20 protein-coding genes are annotated in these 21277 nt (G+C 72.3%); 5 read left to right on the forward strand and 15 right to left on the reverse strand.

Annotated elements, in window-relative coordinates; genetic code table 11:
* Positions 1-31 precede the first annotated feature (31 nt).
* Positions 32-1969: a serine/threonine-protein kinase gene (locus D1J63_RS15645; protein WP_125629330.1), complete on the reverse strand. Its 1938-nt coding sequence runs from the start codon at positions 1967-1969 to the stop codon at positions 32-34.
* Positions 1970-2047: 78 nt separating this feature from the next.
* A complete protein-coding gene (locus D1J63_RS15650) occupies positions 2048-2896 on the reverse strand; it encodes a menaquinone biosynthesis protein (RefSeq protein ID WP_102929603.1) in 849 nt (282 codons plus the stop codon).
* A gap of 292 nt (positions 2897-3188) precedes the next feature.
* Here D1J63_RS15650 and D1J63_RS15655 point away from each other — a divergent pair, with 292 nt between their 5' ends.
* Together D1J63_RS15655 and D1J63_RS15660 are read left to right on the forward strand one after the other, a co-directional pair.
* Positions 3189-3392, forward strand: a complete 204-nt coding sequence (locus D1J63_RS15655) for a cold-shock protein (protein ID WP_004984723.1) — start codon at positions 3189-3191, stop codon at positions 3390-3392.
* A gap of 133 nt (positions 3393-3525) precedes the next feature.
* Positions 3526-4170 (forward strand): class I SAM-dependent methyltransferase, encoded by a 645-nt coding sequence (locus D1J63_RS15660; protein WP_125629331.1) that lies wholly within the window; start codon positions 3526-3528, stop codon positions 4168-4170.
* Here the strand turns inward: D1J63_RS15660 and D1J63_RS15665 are convergent.
* Together D1J63_RS15665 and D1J63_RS15670 are read right to left on the reverse strand one after the other, a co-directional pair.
* Positions 4154-6112 (reverse strand): AMP-dependent synthetase/ligase, encoded by a 1959-nt coding sequence (locus D1J63_RS15665; protein ID WP_125629332.1) that lies wholly within the window; start codon positions 6110-6112, stop codon positions 4154-4156. The genes D1J63_RS15660 and D1J63_RS15665 overlap by 17 nt on opposite strands.
* Positions 6113-6371: 259 nt before the next feature.
* Positions 6372-7658 (reverse strand): acetyl-CoA C-acetyltransferase, encoded by a 1287-nt coding sequence (locus D1J63_RS15670; protein WP_125629333.1) that lies wholly within the window; start codon positions 7656-7658, stop codon positions 6372-6374.
* A 161-nt stretch (positions 7659-7819) separates the two neighbouring features.
* Here D1J63_RS15670 and D1J63_RS15675 point away from each other — a divergent pair, with 161 nt between their 5' ends.
* Both D1J63_RS15675 and D1J63_RS15680 read left to right on the forward strand, forming a co-directional pair.
* Positions 7820-9112 (forward strand): 3-oxoacyl-ACP reductase, encoded by a 1293-nt coding sequence (locus D1J63_RS15675; protein WP_125629334.1) that lies wholly within the window; start codon positions 7820-7822, stop codon positions 9110-9112.
* On the forward strand, positions 9112-10020 hold the full coding sequence (locus D1J63_RS15680; RefSeq protein WP_125629335.1) for a MaoC/PaaZ C-terminal domain-containing protein: 909 nt from the start codon (positions 9112-9114) through the stop codon (positions 10018-10020). Before D1J63_RS15675 ends, D1J63_RS15680 begins: the two co-directional genes overlap by 1 nt.
* Here D1J63_RS15680 and D1J63_RS15685 read toward each other — a convergent pair.
* The 10 genes from D1J63_RS15685 to D1J63_RS15730 all read right to left on the reverse strand — a co-directional run bounded on the left by D1J63_RS15685 (position 10005) and on the right by D1J63_RS15730 (position 18981).
* Positions 10005-10700, reverse strand: coding sequence for a TetR/AcrR family transcriptional regulator (locus D1J63_RS15685; protein WP_125629336.1), 696 nt, complete (start codon positions 10698-10700; stop codon positions 10005-10007). The two genes, D1J63_RS15680 and D1J63_RS15685, sit on opposite strands and share 16 nt — an antisense overlap.
* A 60-nt stretch (positions 10701-10760) precedes the next feature.
* Entirely contained in the window at positions 10761-12083 is a 1323-nt protein-coding gene (locus D1J63_RS15690; RefSeq protein ID WP_125629337.1) for a dicarboxylate/amino acid:cation symporter, read from the reverse strand.
* Between the two features lie 315 nt (positions 12084-12398).
* Positions 12399-12698 carry a DUF4229 domain-containing protein gene (locus D1J63_RS15695; RefSeq protein WP_125629338.1) on the reverse strand — a complete coding sequence of 100 codons (300 nt, stop codon included), beginning with the start codon at positions 12696-12698 and terminating at the stop codon, positions 12399-12401.
* Positions 12699-12793: 95 nt separating this feature from the next.
* Entirely contained in the window at positions 12794-13318 is a 525-nt protein-coding gene (locus tag D1J63_RS15700) for a GNAT family N-acetyltransferase (protein ID WP_102929594.1), read from the reverse strand.
* Between the two features lie 16 nt (positions 13319-13334).
* Positions 13335-13976 (reverse strand): UdgX family uracil-DNA binding protein, encoded by a 642-nt coding sequence (locus tag D1J63_RS15705; RefSeq protein ID WP_125629339.1) that lies wholly within the window; start codon positions 13974-13976, stop codon positions 13335-13337.
* A gap of 205 nt (positions 13977-14181) precedes the next feature.
* Entirely contained in the window at positions 14182-15345 is a 1164-nt protein-coding gene (gene mqnE, locus D1J63_RS15710; protein ID WP_125629340.1) for an aminofutalosine synthase MqnE, read from the reverse strand.
* Between the two features lie 44 nt (positions 15346-15389).
* Positions 15390-15848, reverse strand: a complete 459-nt coding sequence (locus tag D1J63_RS15715; RefSeq protein ID WP_003974456.1) for an Lrp/AsnC family transcriptional regulator — start codon at positions 15846-15848, stop codon at positions 15390-15392.
* Between the two features lie 67 nt (positions 15849-15915).
* Positions 15916-16566: a UbiX family flavin prenyltransferase gene (locus tag D1J63_RS15720; RefSeq protein WP_102929591.1), complete on the reverse strand. Its 651-nt coding sequence runs from the start codon at positions 16564-16566 to the stop codon at positions 15916-15918.
* A gap of 55 nt (positions 16567-16621) precedes the next feature.
* A complete protein-coding gene (gene mqnP, locus D1J63_RS15725) occupies positions 16622-17527 on the reverse strand; it encodes a menaquinone biosynthesis prenyltransferase MqnP (protein ID WP_125629341.1) in 906 nt (301 codons plus the stop codon).
* Positions 17524-18981 carry a menaquinone biosynthesis decarboxylase gene (locus tag D1J63_RS15730; RefSeq protein ID WP_102929589.1) on the reverse strand — a complete coding sequence of 486 codons (1458 nt, stop codon included), beginning with the start codon at positions 18979-18981 and terminating at the stop codon, positions 17524-17526. Before D1J63_RS15730 ends, mqnP begins: the two co-directional genes overlap by 4 nt.
* Positions 18982-19071: 90 nt before the next feature.
* On the opposite strand from D1J63_RS15730, the gene D1J63_RS15735 reads away from it, so the two are divergent.
* On the forward strand, positions 19072-19380 hold the full coding sequence (locus D1J63_RS15735; protein ID WP_125629342.1) for a PLD nuclease N-terminal domain-containing protein: 309 nt from the start codon (positions 19072-19074) through the stop codon (positions 19378-19380).
* Positions 19381-19394: 14 nt separating this feature from the next.
* Here the strand turns inward: D1J63_RS15735 and D1J63_RS15740 are convergent, their stop codons facing one another.
* Positions 19395-21275, reverse strand: coding sequence for a serine/threonine-protein kinase (locus D1J63_RS15740; RefSeq protein ID WP_125629343.1), 1881 nt, complete (start codon positions 21273-21275; stop codon positions 19395-19397).
* Positions 21276-21277: the final 2 nt, after the last annotated feature.

A 21277-nucleotide genomic window follows, 5' to 3' on the forward strand; every position in this document is an offset into this window, starting at 1 on the left:
CGAGGCAGTGGGTGGGCGGGGCCCCGCCCGGTTACTCGATCTTCGACAGCCGTGCCGTCGGCTGCCCCGACTCCTCGCTCCTCGACGCGTAGTCGAGGTCGTCGCCGACCGGGGTGAAGGTGACGGTGGTGGGCGCGGGGTCGCAGCCGTCGTGGTTGCCCTCGGCGCCGACGGAATCGGCGACGATCTGCTTCTTCGTGACCTTCTTGAGGGTGATCACGTCCACGCAGACGCCGCCCAGCGCGTCGGTCTGGCGGAGTCGGCCCAGCTCCTCGCCGACGGCGGCCTGCTTGATGGTGATGCGGAAGGTGCCCAGCGGCAGCTTGCCGTTCAGGGCGGTGGCCCGGCCCTCCCAGGTGCCGACGTAACGCCCGGGCAGGGTGCCGGCGGTGGCGGCGGGCGGCTCGTGGGAGCCGTCGTCGCCGCCCGCGTTGTTCGCGTCGCCGCCCGAGCCCGGCAGCAGGTCCAGGACGAACACCGACCCGACCGTCACCGCCGCCAGCGCGCCCGCCACCGCGAGCGCCACCGTGCAGCTGAGCCGTCGGCCCCGTCCGCCGGCGCCCTGCGTGGAGGTCGCCGCGACGGAGAGGGCGAGCCTGCCCGGGGAGTGCGTCGGGCCCGGCTCGGCGCCGGGTTCCGGATCCCTCGGACCGGGGACGGACGAGGACGCGGGGACGGGGACGGGCGACGCGAAGGGGGGCGGCCCGGGCGTCGGCATCACCGGCGGGGGGCCGAAGGCACCGACGGCCGCGGGGGCCGCGCCCTCCGGTCCCGGGGAGTCCGCCCCGGTCCCGCCACCCACCGGTCCCTGGGAGGCGTCCGGCCCGGCCCCGCCACCCACCAGCCCCGAGGAGACATCCGCCCCGGCCCCGCCACCCACCGGCCCCCGGGACGCATCCGCACCGACCCCGCCCCCCACCATCCCCGCGGACGCATCCACCCCGGCCCCGCCGCCCGCCGTGACCGACGGGCGGCTGAAGCCCACCGGGCCCGATGCCCCGGGCTCCCCCGCACCCGCACCCGCCCCCGCCGCCTCCAGGTTCAGCAGCCGTACGGCGCTGCGGCTGACCCGCTCCACCAGTGCCCCCGGCAGCCAGCCGCCGGTGACCAGGCGGGCCGCGCCCTCGGGGGCCAGGCGCCGGGCCACCTCCCCGGGGGCCGGGCGGGCGGACGGGTCCTTGGCCAGGCAGGACGCGACCAGCTCGCGCAGGTCCCCGTCGAAAACGTCGGGACCGCCGGGACCTCCCGGACCGGCGAAGCCGTCGAGGCCCTCCAGCCGGGGCTCCTCGTGGACGACCTTGTAGAGCAGCGCGGCCGAGGAGTCCCCGGAGAAGGGCGGCTGCCCCGTCGCCGCGTACGCCAGTACCGCGCCCAGGGAGAAGACGTCCGCGGCCCCCGTCACGCCCTTGCCGAGGATCTGCTCGGGCGACATGTAGCCGGGGGAGCCGATCGACACGCCGGTGGAGGTGAGGGAGGCCGTGCCCTCCGTGGCGCGGGCGATGCCGAAGTCGATCAGGAGGGGGCCGTCGAGGGTGAGGAGGACGTTGGAGGGCTTGACGTCGCGGTGGACGAGGCCCAGGTCGTGCACCGCCGCCAGCGCCTCGCCGAGGCCCGCGCCGAGCGCCCGTACCGAGCGCACCGGCAGCGGGCCGCCGTCCGCCACGGCCGCCGTGAGGGAGGGACCGGCCGCGTACGCCGTGGCGACCCACGGCACGCGCGCCTCGGGGTCCGCGTCCAGTACCGGCGCGGTCCAGGCGCCGCCGACCCGGCGCGCGGCGTCCACCTCGCGCCGGAACCGGGCCCGGAACTCCTCGTCCAGCGCGAAGTGCGGGTGCACGATCTTCACCGCGACCGTGCGGCCCCCGGCGCTGCGGCCCAGGTAGACCCGGCCCATGCCGCCGGAGCCCAGCCGGCCCAGCAGCCGGTAGGGCCCCACCACGGTGGGTTCGTCGTCGTCGAGCGGCCGCATGGCGCCACCTCTCCCCCGTACGCCGGCCGGTACCTGCCAGCAGGGTAGTGGGCCGCCCGGGCCGGGTGCCCGGGCGCGTCAGGGCCGGAGCAGCTCGACCTTCACGTCCGCCGGGAAGCCGGTGGTGGGGCCGACGCGGCGGGCGAACTCGGTGACCGCCTCCAGCTGCGGGCCGCCGAAGCGGAAGTCGAGCGTGGTGAAGTACTTCGCGAGGGTGTCCTCGTCGAAGGCCTCCCAGCGGGCGGCCTGCTCCGCGACCTTCTCCACCTCGTCCAGGGAGAGGTCCCGGGAGGCGAGGAAGGCCTCGTGCACCTTGCGGGCGATGACCGGCTCGCGCTCCACGTAGTCCCGCCGGGCCGCCCAGACCGCGAAGACGAACGGCAGGCCCGTCCACTCCTTCCACAGGGCGCCCAGGTCGTGCACGTCGAGGCCGTAGCGCGGGCCGTCGATCATGTTGGCGCGCAGGGCCGCGTCCCCGATGAGGACGGCCGCGTCGGCCTCCTGCATCATCAGGCTCAGGTCCGGCGGGCAGGTGTAGTAGTCCGGCTGTACGCCGAACCGTTCCGCCAGGAGGAGCTGGGCCAGCCGTACGGAGGTGCGCGAGGTCGAGCCCAGGGCGACCCGGGCGCCGTCGAGGCGGTCCAGCGGGACCTGGGAGACGATCACGCACGACATCACCGGGCCGTCGCAGCCGACGGCGATGTCGGGGAGCGCGACGAGGTCGTCGGCGTTCTTCAGGAATTCGACCAGCGTGACGGGACCGATGTCGAGATCACCGCGCACCAGCTGCTCGCTGAGCTTCTCCGGGGTGTCCTTCGTCAGCTCGAAGTCGAGAAGCGTGCCTGTTCTCGCGAGCCCCCAGTAGAGGGGCAGGCAGTTCAGGAACTGGATGTGGCCGACGCGCGGCCGGGTGCGAGAATTGTCCACATCGCGAGGCTAGCCCTCCCCCGGGATCCGCCGGTCGCCGACCCCCGGCGTCAGCCGAACGGCGCAGGGGTTCAAACGTTCGGGTGAAGTGATCTTGACCTCTGTTGCGCGGGGGTCCCTGCGTGCTAGGCTCACAGCAAGTTGCAGTTTGGTTTCCCTTGCAGTACAGAGCCTGCGGAGCATGTGACCGCGGGCTCTCGTCGTTCCTAGACGTATGCAGTTGTGCGGCATTCACAGTCTTCACACTTGCTGGTTCTGGAGCAGGGCAACCCTTTGAGCCCAAGGAGGGCTTATGGCTACCGGAACCGTGAAGTGGTTCAACGCCGAAAAGGGCTTTGGTTTCATCGCCCAGGAAGGCGGCGGCCCCGACGTCTTCGTCCACTACTCCGCGATCAACGCGACCGGCTTCCGGTCCCTCGAGGAGAACCAGCAGGTGTCCTTCGACGTCACGCAGGGCCCCAAGGGCCCGCAGGCGGAGAATGTCACTCCTGTCTGATTGACAGCAGTACCCAAGGAGCCCCGCGCCGTTTTCGGTGACGGGGCTCCTGCCCTTTCTGAATTCTCCCTGAATTTCCCGCCGGAGCCGGGCTGTCACGGGCTGTGTCAGTGGCTGCCACGAGGGTCCGCCCATGACCACCGACCCCGCCTTCGTCGCCACCACCCGGACCTTCTACGACGCCGTCGCCGAGGACTACCACGCCCGCTTCCGCACCGCGCTCGACGACGCCCCGCTGGACCGGGCGCTGATGGGCGCCTTCGCCGAGCTGGTGGGACCGGAGGGGCAGGTGGCCGACCTCGGCTGCGGGCCCGGGCTGGTCACCGCGCACCTCGCCTCGCTGGGCCTCAGGGTCTTCGGCCTCGACCTGTCCGCGTCGATGCTCGCGATCGCGCGCCGGGAGAATCCGGGGCTGCGGTTCGAGCAGGGGTCCATGCTGGAGCTGGACCTGCCCGACGGCGCGCTCGCGGGGGCCGTCTCCTGGTACTCGTCGATCCACACGCCGTGGGAGCGGCTGCCCGACCTCTTCGCGGAGATCGGGCGCGTGCTGGCCCCGGGCGGCCACCTGCTGCTCGGCTTCCAGGTCGGCGACGAGCCCCTCCACCACGACCGTCCCTGGGGGCATCCGGTCGCCCTCGGCTTCGAACGGCGGCAGCCCGAGCGGATGGCTCGGCTGCTGGAGCAGGCCGGCTTCACCGTGCTGTCCCGGACGGTGCGCGTCCAGGAGGCGGACACGTCCTCGCAGGTCCCGCAGGCCTGCCTCATCGCCCGCCGCTGATCCCCCGGCCGTCCTGCCCCTCGTACAGCCCCTCCACCGCTCCCGCGAAGTCCCGCATGATCACGTCGCGGCGCAGCTTCATGGAGGGGGTGAGATGGCCCTCCCACTCGGTGAAGTCCCGGGGCAGGATCGCGAAGCGGCGGATGGACTCCGGGCGGGAGACCAGCTTGTTGGCCTCGTCGACCGCGCGCTGGAGGACGGCGCGGACCTCCTCGTCGTCCACCAGCAGCTCCGGCGGCACCGGGTGCTTGCCGTTCATGCGGCGCCAGTGGGTGAGGCCGTCGGTGTCGAGGGTGAACAGGGCGGAGACGTAGGGGCGCCGGTCGCCCAGCACGATGCACTGGGAGATCAGGGGGTGGGAGCGCAGCCAGTTCTCCAGCGGGGCCGGGGCGACGCTCTTGCCGCCCGCGGTGATCAGCAGCTCCTTCTTGCGGCCGGTGATCGTCAGGTACCCCTCGTCGTCCAGGCTGCCGATGTCCCCGGTGGCGAACCAGCCGTCCGGGGCGGCCGGGACGACGCCGCCCGCCTGCGGGTCCCAGTAGCCGTGCAGGACCTGCTCGCCGGCGACGAGGATCTCGCCGTCGGCGGCGATACGGACGCGGGTGCCGGGCAGGGGCCAGCCGACGGTGCCGAGGCGCGGTTTGAGCGGCGGGGTGACGGTGGCCGCGGCCGTGGTCTCGGTGAGGCCGTAGCCCTCGAAGATCTCGATGCCGGCCCCGGCGTAGAAGGCGGCCAGGCGGCGGCCGAGCGGGGAGCCGCCGCAGATGGCGTACTTGACCCGGCCGCCCATGGCGTTGCGGATCTTCCGGTAGACGAGGGGGTCGTAGAAGGAGCGGGAGGTCTTCAGGCCGCGGCCGGGACCGCCGCCGGTGCCGGTCTGGCGGGCCTCCTTGGCCTCGCCGTAGCGCACCGCCACCGAGACGGCGCGGTCGAAGACCGTGGCCCGGCCGCCGGACTCGGCCTTGGCGCGGGCGCTGTTGAAGACCTTCTCCAGCATGTACGGGATGGTCAGCAGGCAGGTCGGGCGGAAGGCCGCCAGGTCGGGCAGGAGGTCCTCCGGCTTCAGGCTCGGCGCGTGGCCGAGGCGGACCCGGGCGCGGACGCAGGCCACGGCGACCATGCGGCCGAAGACGTGGGACATCGGCAGGAAGAGCAGGATCGAGGGCTCCTCGCCGGTCTCCGCCTTGAAGACGGGGTAGAGCAGCTCGATCGCGTTGTCGACCTCGGCGAAGAAGTTGCCGTGGGTGAGCGCGCAGCCCTTGGGGCGGCCGGTCGTCCCCGAGGTGTAGATCAGGGTGGCCAGGGTGCTCGGGCTCAGCATGCCGCGGCGCACCTCCACCTCCGCGTCCGGCACCCGCGCGCCCAGCTCCGCGAGCCGCTCCACGTGTCCCTTCTCCATCACCCACAGGTGCCCCAGGTCGGGGATGCGGTCCAGCTCGGGGCCGAGGGCGGCGGCCTGCGCGGTGGTCTCGGTGACCAGGGTGACGGCGCCGGAGTCCTGGAGGATCCAGCGCGTCTGGAAGAGCGAGGAGGTCGGGTAGATCGGGACGGTGACCAGGCCGGCCGCCCACGCGGCGAAGTCGAGCAGCGTCCACTCGTAGGTCGTCCGCGCCATGATCGCGATGCGGTCGCCCGGTGTCAGGCCCTCGGCGATCATGCCCTTGGCCACCGCCAGCACCTGCCCGGCGAACTCGGCGGCCGTCACGTCGGACCAGTCGCCGTCCGGCGAGCGGCGGCTGAGGACCACCTGGCCCGGGACCGCCGCCGCGTTGTCGAAGGGCAGGTCGGCGAGGGACCCGCGGCGCACCGGGGGCGCGAAGGGCGGTACGTACGCCTCCCGTACGGCCCCGTCCAGCATCCGCGTCTCGGGCGCCACCAGGGTGGGGCCGGGCGAGTCGGCGTAGGCGGCGGACGCGGCGAAGGAGGGAAGCGGGGTGGACACGGGCGGCTCCTGGGACGTGCGGCAAAGACACTGCTTCTGCTTCTGCGGTCGCTGCTCCTGCAGTCACTGCTTCTGCGGTCGCCGCTCTGCTGCATGACGTACGTGCCTCGCGCGCCGAGGCGTTCATCGCCGGTCCCGCGGACAGGGGTTACCGACGGTCAGTTCCGGGATCGTACGGTGCGCACGTGGGGACTTGGTGCGCGTTTCACGATCTTCCCGCGCCGGGGCTGTGCAGTGTTGGGGGTTACCTGAGGGTAAGTCACGTTCGTTCCAGTATCGCCGTCACGCCCTGGCCGCCCGCCGCGCAGACGGAGATCAGGCCGCGTCCCGGCCCCTCCCGTTCGGCGAGCAGCGTGGCCAGGGTCGCCACGATCCGGGCGCCGGTGGCGGCGAAGGGGTGGCCGGTGGCGAGGGAGGAGCCCGCCACGTTCAGGCGGGCCCGGTCCACCGGCTCCAGGCCCCGCTTCTCCCAGGCGGCCAGCGTGGCCAGCACCTGGGACGCGAACGCCTCGTGGATCTCGACCAGGTCGAAGTCCCCGATCCCGAGCCCGGCCCGCTCCAGCATCCGCGGGACCGCGTACGCCGGGGCCATCAGCAGCCCGTCCTCCCCGCCGGCCACGTCCCCGCCGGCGAAGTCCACGGCCGCCGTCTCGTACGCCGTGAGGTACGCGAGGGGTTCGACGCCCCGCGCCTCGGCCCACTCCTCGCTCGCGAGCAGCACCGTCGCGGCGCCGTCCGTCAGGGGCGTGGAGTTGCCCGCCGTCATGGTGGGGCCGGGGGCGTCGAGGCCGAACACGGGCTTGAGCGCGGCCAGTTTCTCCACCGTCGAGCCGGGGCGCAGGTTCTGGTCGCGGGCCAGGCCCCGGAAGGGGACCACCAGGTCCTGGAAGAGGCCGCGTTCGTAGGCCGCCGCCAACCGCTGGTGGCTCGTGGCGGCCAACGCGTCCTGTTCCTCGCGGGAGATGCACCAGGCGCGTGCGGTGACCGCGGCGTGCTCGCCCATCGACAGGCCGGTGCGCGGCTCGGCGTTGCGCGGGATGTCGGGGACCAGGTGACCCGGGCGGATCTTCGCCAGCGCCTTCAGTCTGCCGCCGGCGGACTTGGCCCGGCGGGCCTCCAGGAGAATGCGGCGCAGGCGGTCGTTGACGCCGAGCGGGGCGTCGCTCGCGGTGTCGGCGCCGCCCGCGATCGCCGACTCGGTCTGACCGAGGGCGATCTTGTTGGCGGCGGCGATCACGGCCTGGAGGCCGGTGCCGCAGGCCTGCTGGATGTCGTAGGCGGGGGTACGCGGGTCGAGGGCCGAGCCGAGGACCGTCTCGCGGGCGAGGTTGAAGTCGCGGCTGTGCTTGAGGACCGCGCCGGCCACGAACTCGCCGACCGCGCCCGGCTCCTGGAGCCCGTACCGCCCGACCAGGCCGTTCAGGGCCGCTGTCAGCATCTCCTGGTTGGAGGCGGTGACGTACGGCCCGTCGGAGCGGGCGAAGGGGACACGTGCCCCGCCGAGGACCGCGACGCGACGCGTGGGCTGCGCTGCCAGAGGGCTCATCTCGACCTGCTCCTCACCCGTGACATAGGCTTACCTCCGGTAACCTTACTCCAGAGTAAGCAATAGTGGGCGGCGCGAGCCCGACCGCCGGCCCCTGGACACTCCCCCACGCTCGAACACGCTCGCGCGGGGGACCCCCATCAGCCGCCTGGGAGACAGACATGGCCGACCGCTATCTCAGCTTCACCGGCACCGCACCGGGCCGGTTCCTCACCCGCCGGCTGGGGCTGCCGCAGCCCGCTCCGCTGCGGCGGGACGCCCTCGACGGCGGCCTGCTCCACCTCACGGCCGGCAAGTCGGACCTCGCCCTCGCTCCGGTCCTGGCCCGCACGGGCCTCGCCGTCGAGGACGACGGCCGCCCCGCCGCCGTCGTCCTCGACGCCACCGGCGTACGGGACGTCGACGCCCTCGCCGAGGTGCACGCCGCCCTGCACCCCGTCGTACGGTCCGTCGCCGCGAGCGGCCGCGTCGTCGTGCTCGGCGCCCCGCTCGACGCCGCCGACCACCACCAGGCCGCCGTCCAGCAGGCGTTGGAGGGCTTCACCCGCTCGCTCGGCAAGGAGATCGGGCGGGGCAGGACGGTCAACCTGGTCCGTCTCACCGACGCGGCGCCCGCCGAGTCCACCCTGCGCTTCCTCCTCTCCCCCGCCTCCGCCTACGTCAGCGGCCAGGTGATCGAGGTCGGGGCGGCGGGCGAGGACACCGGCCCCGACGACTGGACCCTCCCCCTCGCCGGACGCACCGCCCTGGTCACCGGCGCCGCCCGGGGCATCGGCGCCGCGGTCGCCGAGACGCTGGCCGGGCAGGGCGCCCAGGTCGTCGTCCTCGACGTACCGCAGGCCGAGGACGCGGCACGCCGGGCCGCCGAACGCCTCGGCGGCACCGCCCTCGCGCTGGACATCACGGCCGCGGACGCGGGCGAGCGCATCGCCGCCGCGCTGCCCGGCGGACTCGACGTCCTCATCCACAACGCGGGCATCACCCGCGACCGGCGCCTGGTCAACATGCCCGCCGAACGCTGGAGTTCCGTGCTCGACGTCAACCTCGCGAGCGTCCTGCGCACCACGGACGCGCTGCTCGCGGCGGGCGCCGTCAACCGGGGCGGCCGGATCGTGGCGACGGCCTCCATCGCCGGACTCGCGGGCAACGCGGGTCAGACCAACTACGGCGCGAGCAAGGCGGGCATCGTCGGCCTGGTCCGCTCCCTGGCACCGCGCGCGCTCGCCGGGCACGGGGTGACGGTGAACGCGGTGGCGCCCGGGTTCATCGAGACGAAGATGACGGCGGCGGTCCCGCTCTTCATCCGCGAGGCCGGCCGCCGCATGAACTCCCTCGCCCAGGGCGGCCTGCCCGTCGACGTCGCCGAGACCACCGCCTGGCTCGCCCACCCGGCCTCCGGCGCGGTCAACGGCCAGGTCGTACGGGTCTGCGGCCAGAGCCTGCTGGGGGCCTGATGACCACCGCGGCCCCGACCACCAGCACGCTGACCGGCCTCCCCGCCCTCGCCCCGCTCCTCGCGCGCGGCGCCCTCCTGTCCCCGTTGAAGCGCCCCCGCCCCAACGCGGACTTCCCGCGCACCCGGCTGGTGCTGCCCGGCCTGCGGGTGGACCTCGCGCGGCTGGCGGCCTACGAGCGGGTGTGCGGGTTCGCGACCGGCGCGGACGCGCTCCCGCCGACGTATCCGCACGTGCTGGGCTTCCCCCTCGCCATGCGCCTGATGAGCGGCCGGGACTTCCCGCTGCCCCTGCTCGGGCTCGTCCACACCTCGATCGGCATCACCCGGCGGACCGCGATGCCCGCGACGGCGGAGTACGAACTCACCGTGTACGTCGAGGGGCTGGCCCCGCACCGGCGCGGCACCGAGGCGTCGGTGGTGACGGAGCTGCGGGACGGGACGGACGTCGTGTGGGAGTCCCGCAGCACGTACCTGGCCCGGCACCGGACCACCACGGCGGGCGCCGCCCACCCGTCCGAAGCCCCGTCCGAGGCCGCTCCGGGCCCGTGTGCGCCCCTCCCCGTCCGCGCCGAGTGGCGGCTCGCCGGTGACGTCGGTCGCCGCTACGGCGCCGCGTCCGGGGACCGCAATCCGATCCACCTGCACCCGCTCACCGCCCGCCTCTTCGGCTTCCCGCGGGCCATCGCGCACGGCATGTGGACCGTGGCCCGCTGCCTCGCCGAGCACGGGACGCCGGACGCGGCCGTGGCGCGGGCGGAGTTCCGGGCCCCGGTGCTGTTGCCGGGGACGGTGACGTACGGCGCCGAGGGCGGGGACGGTGGCGCGGGCGGCCGGTTCGAACTGCGCGGCGCCCGCGACGGGCGGCTGCACCTGTCCGGCGAGGTCGGGCCCTACCCGGCCGGCTGAGCCACCGGCTCGGCATCCGGGTCCGGCACCGGCTCGGATTCCTCCGGCGCGGACCAGGGCCGCCCGGCCATCAGGTCGCCCAGGCCGGCCCAGGCGAAGTTCATCAGGGTCGCCGCCGCCTGCTTGGCGGTGACGCCCTCGGTGGCGCCCGCCCAGTCGGCGAGCGACTCGGCGGCGCCGACCAGCGCCTCGGCCAGCCCGGCGACCTCGCCCTCGGGCAGATGCGGGTCCCGGTGCGCGTCCCGCGCCGCGGCGGCGATCAGCTGCGTCACGAACGCGACGATCTCCTCGCGCATCGCCGCGACCTCGGCGGCGAACCGCTCGCCGTGCGTACGGGCGTGCAGGTGCAGCACCCGCCAGGCGTCCGGATGCCGCGCGGTGTGGGTGAAGAACGCCCGCAGCCCCGACCAGAGTTGTCCGTCGGCCGGGAGCCCCGGACGCACGCCGGCCCGCACCGCCTCGGTGAGGGCGCGGGCCTCGCGGCCGATGCAGGCGCTGAAGAGGTCGTCCTTCGAGTTCAGGTACAGGTACACCAACGGCTTGGACACGCCCGCCAGTTCGGCGATCTCGTCCATCGACGCCGCCATGTACCCGCGCCGGCCGAAGACGCTCACGGCGGCGTCCAGCATCTGCTGCTCACGGACCGCACGCGGCATCCGCTTGGTCTTCCCTGCACCCATGCGAATCAGCGTACGGTCCGTGCGGCGGTGTCCCGGACGCCGACGCCCGGGACGAGACGGTCAGGCGGCGACCGGAACCGGCTCCGCGTCCTGCTTCTCCCGCTCGGGCTCGTCGATCGGCGAGGCGTGCGCCTCGTCGTACGCCTTGCGGTCGAGCAGCCCCTCGCGGGCCGAGACGATCACCGGGACGAGCGCCTGGCCGGCGACGTTCGTGGCCGTCCGCATCATGTCCAGGATCGGGTCGATGGCGAGGAGGAGGCCGACGCCCTCCATGGGCAGGCCCAGGGTGGACAGGGTCAGGGTGAGCATGACCGTGGCGCCGGTGAGGCCGGCCGTGGCGGCGGAGCCGACCACCGAGACGAAGGCGATCAGCAGGTAGTCGCCGACCCCGAGGTCGATGCCGAAGATCTGCGCGACGAAGATCGCGGCGATCGCCGGGTAGATCGCGGCGCAGCCGTCCATCTTGGTCGTCGCGCCGAACGGCACGGCGAAGGACGCGTACTCCTTGGGGACGCCGAGGCGCTCGGTGACCTTCTGGGTGAGCGGCATGGTGCCGACCGAGGAGCGGGAGACGAAGGCCAGCTGGATGGCGGGCCAGGCGCCCTTGAAGAACTGGAGCGGGCTGGCCTTGGCGACGGTGGCGAGCAGCGTCGGGTAGACCACGAACATCACGATGGCGCAGCCGACGTAGATGTCGGCGGTGAAGGTGGCGTACTTGCCGATGAGGTCCCAGCCGTAGGTGGCGATGGCTTTGCCGATGAGGCCGACGGTGCCGAGCGGGGCGAGGCGGATGACCCACCACAGGGCCTTCTGGAGGAGTTCGAGGACGGACTCGCTCAGGTTGAGGATCGGCTGGGCCTTCTCGCCGAGCTGGAGGGCGGCGATGCCGGCGACGGCGGCCATGAAGACGATCTGCAGGACGTTCAGCTCGGTGAACGGCGTGATGACGTCGGTCGGCACGATGCCGGTCAGGAAGTCGATCCAGGACCCGGTGTGCTCGGGCCGGGCGCCGTCGGCCGGGGTGAGGCCGGTGCCGGAGCCGGGGTTGGTGACCAGACCGATGACGAGGCCGATGGCCACCGCGATCAGCGACGTGATCATGAACCAGAGGAGGGTGCGAGACGCCAGGCGGGCCGCGTTGTTGACCTTCCGCAGGTTGGTGATCGAGACCAGGATCGCGAAGAAGACCAGCGGGGCGACGGCCAGCTTCAGCAGGCCGATGAAGGTGTCACCGACCTTCTCCAGGGTCGTGACCAGCCACGATATGTCCTGGCTGCGGGCCAGCCAGCCCAGCAGGACACCGAGGACGAGACCGGCGAGTATCTGGGCCCAGAAGGGCACCTTGAGGTACTTCGCGAAAGAAGTGGGTGAAGACACGGACATGCTCCGTAGGGGGACGGGACGCGGGATGGGATGCGCTGAGCTGACGTGGGAACGACTGGATGAGGGGGGAACGTCAGGGGCGACAGTTCGCGGACGCGTTCCGGCAGAGGTCCACGTGCAGGCGCGCCACGAGCGCGAGGCGCTGTGGTGTGGTGGGCGCGGCTGCTTGCTTCATGCACACGACTTTAACACCCGCGCTTTGAGTGTCTCAAAGCCATACTTTGAGAGGTGGGAGCGGCCCCCCGCCCGTAGAACGCAAAGTGCCCCGGTTTCCGGTGAATTCGGAAGCCGGGGCGTGCGCGTGCGTGACGGACGTTACGAGGTCTGACCCTGGGCCCGTGCCGTGTCGTCGGCGGTGTCCTCCTGGCCGCGGCTGGCCTCCAGGTTGGCCTTCATGCGGGTGACGCGGCCGGCGACCTGCTCCGAGGCCCGGTCCCGCTCCTTGCGCAGCGCGACGTAGCTGATGGGGGCGGAGATCACCAGGGAGAGCAGGAGGATCCACATGCCGTTGGAGTCGCCGAGGCCGCGCGGGAACACTCCGGCGTAGACGAGCCCCCAGACGACCACGAGGCAGCCTGCGAAGATCCCGAGGCGCATCAGCGTGTAGCGGAGCATCTCAATCCACTCTTCCGTTTCTGGCACAAAGAGGCACTGTCCAGTGAAACATGCCGGACCGTCGATCTTGCACGGGGGTGGGGCAGGGGCGGCGGTCAGCCCAGGGGCAGCAGCATGAACACGTCGTCCCGGTCGTCGCCGGGGGCGACGCGGATCGCGCCGGGGACCCTGCCGACCTCCTTGTAGCCGCAGGACTCGTAGAACCGCTCCAGGCCGAGCCCGCCGCGGCAGGTGAGCCGTATCGCCTCGATGCCGTCGCAGGAGCGGGCGGCGTCCGCGGCGGCGGTCATCAGGTCCCGGCCGTAGCCGCGGCCCTGGTGGCGGGGGTGGACCATGACGGTGTAGAGCCACAGCCAGTGCCGCATCAGCCGGTGCGTGTTGAGGGCGAGGAACGCGGTGGCGGCCACCCGCCCCTCCTCGTCGTGGCCGACGAGCAGACGGGTGCGCCCCTCGGCCATGCCCACCAGGTGCTTGACCAGCTCGGGACGGATGTCCTCCCGCGTCACGGGCGGCACGAAGCCCACGGAGCCGCCGGCGTTGGAGACGTCGGTCCACAGGTCCAGGACGCCGTCGCGGAGGTCGGGGGTGACGGCCGGATCGAAAGTGAAAGTAAGGGACACTGGGCCATAGTAGCTATTACCCAAGGGCCCGGGCGGCGATTTCAAGGTCTGAGACGAGTCCCCGGTAGGCGCCCTCCCGGTCGTCGGCGCGCAGCACCGCCGAAGGGTGCACGGTCGGCACCAGCCGTTCCGGGCGCCCGTGGATGCTCTCCTCCAGCACCGTGCCGCGCACCCGCGTGACGCGGAACGACGAGCCGAGCAGCGCCTTGCCGGCCGTGGCACCGAGCACCACGATCAGCTCGGGCGCCACCCGGTCCAGCTCGGCCGCCAGCCAGGGACCGCAGGCGGTCGTTTCGCGCAGGGTGGGCGCCTTGTGGATACGGCGCTTGCCGGGTTCGGCCCGCGTGAACTTGAAGTGCTTGACGGCGTTGGTGACGTAGGCGTCCGCCGGGTCGATGCCGGCGTCCGTCAGCGCCCGGTCGAGGAGCTTGCCGGCGGGGCCGACGAAGGGTTTGCCCCGGCGGTCCTCCTGGTCGCCGGGCTGCTCGCCGACGAGCATGACCCGGGCGGAGGCCGTGCCGGCGCCGAAGACGGTCTGGGTGGCGGCCCGGTGCAGGGGGCAGCCCCGGCATTCGGCTGCGGCCTCGCGCAGGGCGGGGAGGCCGCCGCGCCGTGGAACGAAGGGTTCGGCAGTGTATGCGTCCTCGGTACCGGCCATGGGGTGCGGGTACCCGCCGTGGACGGTTCGGATCCGATGCCGGGTGCGGGTGGCCTGTGGCTGGTCGCGCAGTTCCCCGCGCCCCTGGGTCGGGACGGTCCCGGCGCCTTGCAAGCAGGCGTGAGGACATGCCCTCAGGGGCGCGGGGAACTGCGCGAACGGCCCCCACCGGCCCGCAGCCGGCGAACAACCGAAACCGCCCGTGTCAGACCCGCATCGGCTGCGGCGACTCCCGACGCGCCGGGTCGGGACCCTCGTACTCCCGGAGGATCTCGTACCGCGTGTTCCGCTCCACCGGACGGAACCCGGCGTCGCGGATCAGGTCCAGCAGGTCCTCGCGCGTCAGCTTGTTCGGCGTGCCGAAGTCGTCCGCGTCGTGGGTGATCTTGTACTCGACGACCGAGCCGTCCATGTCGTCCGCGCCGTGCTGGAGGGCCAGTTGGGCCGTCTGGACGCCGTGCATGACCCAGAAGACCTTGACGTGCGGCACGTTGTCGAAGAGCAGGCGCGAGACCGCGAACGTCTTCAGGGCCTCCGCGCCGGTCGCCATCTGCGTCCGCGCCTGGAGGCGGTTGCGGACCTTGCCGTCCTTCATGTCCACGAAGTCGTGCTGGTAGCGCAGCGGGATGAAGACCTGGAAGCCGCCCGTCTCGTCCTGCAGCTCACGCAGGCGCAGCACGTGGTCCACGCGGTGGCGGGGCTCCTCGATGTGGCCGTAGAGCATGGTGCACGGGGTCTTCAGACCCTTCTCGTGGGCCAGGCGGTGGATGCGGGACCAGTCCTCCCAGTGGGTGCGGTGGTCGACGATGTGCTGCCGCACCTCCCAGTCGAAGATCTCCGCGCCGCCGCCGGTCAGGGACTCCAGACCGGCGTCGATCAGTTCGTCGAGGATGTCGGAGGCGGACATCCCGGAGATGGTCTCGAAGTGGTGGATCTCGGTGGCCGTGAAGGCCTTGAGCGCGACGTCCGGCAGCGCGGCCTTCAGTTCGCGCAGCGAGCGCGGGTAGTAGCGCCACGGCAGGTTGGGGTGCAGGCCGTTGACGATGTGCAGCTCGGTGAGGTTCTCGCCCTCCATCTGCTTGGCGAGCTTGACCGCCTCCTCGATGCGCATCGTGTACGCGTCCTTCTCCCCCGGCTTGCGCTGGAAGGAGCAGTACGCGCAGGAGGCGGTGCACACGTTGGTCATGTTGAGGTGGCGGTTGACGTTGAAGTGGACGACGTCGCCGTTCTTCCGCGTCCGCACCTCGTGCGCGAGGCCGCCGAGCCAGGCGAGATCGTCCGACTCGTACAGCGCGATGCCGTCCTCGCGGGTCAGCCGCTCACCGGAGCGGACCTTCTGCTCCAGCTCGCGCTTGAGCCCGGCGTCCATGCGATACCTCTTTCTGAGACAGACGGGACAACCGTACGCCCCGGTTACTGGACCTCTTCGGGCAGCTCGCCCACGCGGTTCTCCCACTTGGTGGAGAGAACGATGGTGGTACGGGTCCGGGACACGCCCTTGGTGCCCGACAGCCGCCGGATGATGCTCTCCAGTCCGTCGACGTCGGCGGCGCGCACCTTGAGCATGTAGGAGTCGTCGCCGGCGATGAACCAGCAGTCCTCGATCTCCCGCAGCTCCTTGAGGCGCTGGGCCACGTCCTCGTGGTCGGCGGCGTCGGAGAGCGAGACGCCGATCAGGGCGGTGACGCCGAGGCCGAGCGAGGCGGAGTCGACGGTGGCCCGGTAGCCGGTGATGACACCGGCCGCCTCCAGCCGGTTGATGCGGTCGGTGACGCTGGGTCCCGAGAGTCCGACGAGGCGCCCCAGCTCGGCGTAGGAGGCCCGGCCGTTCTCCCTCAGGGCCTGGATGAGCTGCCTGTCCACCGCGTCCATGCGATCGAAGCCTTCCACTGAAGAATTCTGAAGATGTGGGTAACAAACGTGTGGGGGGAGGTGGTGCTCAGGTGGTGGGGCGGGCCCCGCCGAGGTCGCCGCGCCAGCGGCGGTAGAGGTCGTGTCCGACGCCCGCCGCGTCGAGGACGCGTCCGGCGACGAAGTCCACCAGGTCCTGGATGTGCGTCGCCCCCGCGTAGAAGGCCGGGGAGGCCGGCACCACGCTCGCGCCGGCGTCGTCCAGGGTCACCAGGTGCCGCAGCGTCCGGCCGTCCAGCGGGGTCTCCCGTACGGCCACGACCAGCCTGCGGCGTTCCTTGAGCGTCACGCTCGCGGTGCGCTGGAGCAGGTCCTTGGACAGTCCGAGCGCGACACCCGCGACGCAGGCCGTCGACGCGGGCACGATCAGCATGCCCTTCGTCGGGTACGACCCCGAGGACGGCCCGGCCGCGAGGTCGCCCGCGCTCCAGTGCCGTACGCGGGAGACGTCCGCGTCGAACGTGTCCGGCTTGCCGTCGGCTCCGCGGGCCAGCCACTCGCGCAGGTCCTGCTGCCAGTGGGCGTCGCGGAAGGAGATGCCGGTCTCGTCGAGCAGGGTGAGCCGCGAGGCCCGGCTGACCACCAGGTCGACGCTCTCGCCGGCGGCGAGCAGCGCACGCAGCACGGCGGCGGCGTACGGGGTGCCGGAGGCCCCGGACACCCCCACGATCCAAGGCACGCGCTGCGTCTGTCCTGGCTTCATGATGCCGAGCCTAGTCGCAGGCTCAGTGTTTTCAGACCGTGAGGCCCCTTACGAGCAGATCCAGCAGCGCGCACACGAACAGCGCGATGCCGATGAAGCCGTTGACGCTGAAGAACGCCCTGTTGAGACGGGTCAGGTCGGTGGGGCGGACGATGGTGTGCTCGTAGAGGAACGCGCCCGCGACGATCAGCAGGCCGAGCCAGAAGAAGACACCCGCGTCGGTGGCGAGGGCGTACCAGACGAACAGGGCGGTGGTGACCGTGTGGCAGGCGCGGGCGCCCCAGATGGCGGCCGGGATGCCGAAGCGGGCCGGGACGGACTTCACGCCGACCTGCCGGTCGGTCTCGACGTCCTGGCAGGCGTAGATCAGGTCGAAGCCGCCGATCCAGATGCCGACCGCGAGGCCGAGGATCACGGCCTCCCAGGACCACTCGCCGGTGATCGCCAGCCAGCCGCCGATGGGGCCCATGGCCTGCGCGAGACCGAGGATGGCCTGCGGGAAGTTGGTGAACCGCTTGCCGTACGGGTAGACCACCATCGGCACGACGGCCACCGGGGCGAGGGCCAGGCAGAGGGGGTTGAGCAGGGCCGCCGCGCCCAGGAAGACGACCAGGGCGATCAGCGCGCCGGTCCAGGCGTGCCTGACCGACATGGCGCCGGTGACCAGCTCGCGATGGGCGGTGCGGGGGTTGCGGGCGTCGATCTCGCGGTCGATGATCCGGTTGACCGCCATCGCGAAGGTGCGCAGGCCCACCATCGCGATCGTGACCAGGAGCAGCCGGCCCCAGTGGATGTTCTCGTCCCACAGATACATCGCGGTGAGCGAGGCGATGTAGGCGAAGGGCAGCGCGAACACCGAGTGCTCGATCATCACCAGGCGCAGGAAGGCCTTGGTGCGCCCCGGCTGCTGCGGCAGGGCGGCGGAAGCCGACGTCACAGTCCGTACTCCTTCCAGCGGCGGTCGACCTTCGCCGCCGTATCCGGGTCGGACAGCACCATGTCCGGCCAGCCCCCGTCGCGCGTGTACCCCTCCTCGGGCAGCTTCTTCGTCGCGTCGATGCCTGCCTTGCCGCCCCAGAACTGCTGGTAGGAGGCGTGGTCGAGGTGGTCGACCGGGCCCTCGACGACGGTGAGGTCGCGGCCGTAGTCGGTGTTGCCGAGCGCCCGCCAGGCGACCTCGTGCAGGTCGTGGACGTCGCAGTCGGAGTCGACGACCACGATCAGCTTGGTCAGGGACATCATGTGCGCGCCCCAGATGGCGTGCATGACCTTCTGGGCGTGCTTCGGGTACTTCTTGTCGATCGAAACGATCGCGCAGTTGTGGAAGCCGCCGGCCTCGGGGAGGTGGTAGTCCACGATGTCCGGGACGATGATCTTGAGGAGCGGGAGGAAGAAGCGTTCGGTCGCCCTTCCCAGTGGCCCGTCCTCCGTCGGGGGCCGCCCGACCACGATCGACTGGAGCAGCGGACGCCTGCGCATCGTCACGCAGTCGATCTTCAGGGCGGGGAAGGGCTCCTGCGGGGTGTAGAAGCCGGTGTGGTCGCCGAAGGGGCCCTCGGGGAGCATCTCGCCGGGCTCCAGCCAGCCTTCCAGGACCACCTCCGCGTGCGCGGGGACCTGGAGCGGGACCGTCTTGCAGTCGACCATCTCCATCCGCTTGCCCTGGAGGAACCCGGCGAACAGGTACTCGTCGATGTCGCCGGGGAGGGGGGCGGTGGAGGCGTACGTCACGGCGGGCGGGCAGCCGAAGGCGATGGCGACCGGCAGGCGCTCCCCGCGCCGGGCGGCGACCTGGTAGTGGTTCCGGCTGTCCTTGTGGATCTGCCAGTGCATGCCGATGGTGCGCTTGTCGTGGCGCTGGAGGCGGTACAGGCCGAGATTGCGGATGCCCGTCTCCGGGTCCTTGGTGTGGGTCAGGCCCAGGTTGAAGAAGGAGCCGCCGTCGTCCGGCCAGGTGAAGAGCGCGGGGAGGCGGTCGAGGTCCACGTCGTCCCCGTGCAGGACGACCTCCTGGACGGGCGCGGTGCCCGGCTTCACCTTCTTCGGCGGCACGTGCGTCATCGTGCCGAGCTTCCCGAAGGCCTCGCGCATGCCGACGAAGCCCTGCGGCAGCTCGGGCTTGAGCAGCCCGCCGATCTTGTCCGAGATGTCGGAGTACGACTTGAGGCCGAGGGCCTTGAGCAGCCGGCGGTCGGTGCCGAAGACGTTCATCGCGAGGGGCATGTCGGAGCCCTTCACGTTCTCGAAGAGCAACGCCGGGCCGCCGGCCTTGTTCACCCGGTCGACGATCTCCCCGACCTCCAGGTACGGGTCCACCTCGGCCTTGATGCGCTTGAGGTCGCCCTCGCGCTCCAGCGCCCTGAGCAGGGAGCGAAGATCGTCGTAAGCCATGCCGTCCAGTATCCCCGAGCGGCTACCCTGGCCCTGTACCTGGGGGCCATGACGCGTCCCCACCCCCTAGCTTCCCGCTGGAGAGGCCCCATGCTCCGGGTGCTGATGTTCCTCGTCCCCCTGGCCCTGAGCGTCTACGCGTTCATCGACTGCATCAGCACGAAGGACGCCGACATCCGCCACATGCCCAAGCCGCTGTGGGCGATCCTCGTGCTCCTCTTCCCGCTGGTCGGCTCGATCTCGTGGATCATCGCCGGCAAGAAGCGGCAGCCCGCCGGCTCCTCGCCCTGGCAGGGCGGCGGCGGACGGCGGCAGTGGGTGGCGCCGGACGACAACCCCGACTTCCTCAAGTCCCTGGAGAAGGACGACGAGAAGGACAGGGACGGGGACAAGGACTAGGACGATCCGGGGGACTAGATCCTGGTCCAGCGCTGGGAGGCGGAGCCGGTGCAGGTCGTGGTCGTCAGGCCGATCATGGACGCCCGGCGGTTGAGGTCGAGGCAGCCGCCCGTGGTGAGGCTCCTGAGCGAGCCGTTCGCCCCCTCCCGCCACTCCCCTCCCGGCTGACCGCAGGTCGTCGCGATGAGCCAGGCGTTCGCGCTCCTGGCGTGGATGCACTGGGCCGTGCCCACGTTGAGCATCCGGAAGGCACCGTCCGAGGTGCTCTGGAAGCGGAAGACGGCGATGTCGCCCGAGCAGGTGCCGTCGTCGATGGGCCTGCCGACGTACATGCACTTCCCGCTCGACCCGTTCTTCAGCATGAAGCTGTCCGACGCCGACCCGCCGTCCCCCGAGCCGTCGCCGGTGGATCCGTTCGCGCCGGACCCGCTTCCGGATCCGCTTCCGGATCCGCTTCCGGAGCCGGAGGACGTGTCCGAGTCGGACGACCCGCCCGCGCCGGAGGTCTCCTCCGCGCCGGCGTCGCCACCCGGCCCGCCGCCGGACGCCCCCCGCGCGGCGGCCGCGTCTCCGCTCCCGGCCCCGCCGGGAGCGTCGCCCTCGCCGTTCTTCCCGCCCTTGCCCTTGTCCCGGTCCGCATCGGCCTTCTCGCCGCCGTCGGGGCTGCGGGAGGCGGAGGCGCTCGGGCCGGTGGCGGACGCGGCGGGGCCCGCGGTGGCCGTTCCCGTGGCCGTGGGCGGCGCGGCCCGGTTCCCGCCCCGGTCCGCGTCGTCCATCGCGTACGGCAGCAGCGTGAAACCGAGCGTCGCCCCGGTCACGACGACCGGGATCGCGAACGCCAGCACCTTCGTACGGCCCCGGCGTTCACGCTTGTCGGGCCGCCCGCCCGCGACCACGGGGAGGGACGGCGCGGGCTGTGCCGCCTCGTCCGGTGCGGGCAGGGGTTCTGGCAGGGGTACGTCCTCCGGCACCCGGGCGGCGAAGGCGGCCCGCTCGGACAGCAGCTCGGTGATGTCCCGCGGCCAGGGCGTCGCGCCCGACGGACCGTGTGCCGAGGCGTGTTCGACGAGTTCGGCGGCCGTGGGACGGCCCTCGTGGTCCTTGTCGAGGCAGGACGCGACCACGTCGGCGAGTTCGGGGTCCAGGTCCCTGAGCGGTCCGAGGTCGGGCTCCTCGTGCACGATGCGGTACAGCACGGCGTGCCCGGACTCGTCGCCGAAGGGCGGGCGGCCCGACGCCGCGTACGCGATCACCGAGCCCAGCGCGAAGACGTCTACGACGCCGCTGGACGCCCGCTTGCCCGAGGCCTGTTCGGGCGACATGTAGGCGGGCGTGCCCACCACCATGCCGGTCCGGGTCAACTGGCTCTGGTCGGCGGCCCGGGCGACGCCGAAGTCGATGAGGGTGAGTCCGTCGGGGGTCAGCATGACGTTCGACGGCTTCAGGTCCCGGTGCACCATGTCCAGCGCGTGCACGGCCGCGAGTCCGGTGGCGGCCTCCCGCAGCATGAGCCACAGGGCCTCGGCGGGCAGGGGGCCGTGCAGGTCGACGGCCTCGCGCAGGGTGATGCCGGGGACGTAAGCGGTGGCGAACCACGGCGGCCGGGCGTCCCGGTCCCCCGCGAGCAGCGGCGCGGTGGCTTCGTCGGGCAGCCGGGCGAGGTTGTCCAGCTCGTGTCCGAAACGGCGCAGGAACTCCTTGTCCTCGCCGGCGACCGACGGCAGCACCTGTTTGACGGCCGCGTACCGGCCCTCGTGGACGCCGAGGTAGACGCGGCCCATGCCACCGGCCCCGAGCCGGCCCAGCAGCGGGATCGGTCCGATCCGGCGCGGGTCGTCGTCCTCCAACGGCTCGGCACCACTGCCCGTGAGGCCGGATCCGGCTTCCCCGTTCAACT

Source organism: Streptomyces sp. KPB2 (assembly GCF_003950055.1).
Classification (GTDB): Bacteria; Actinomycetota; Actinomycetes; order Streptomycetales; family Streptomycetaceae; genus Streptomyces; species Streptomyces salinarius.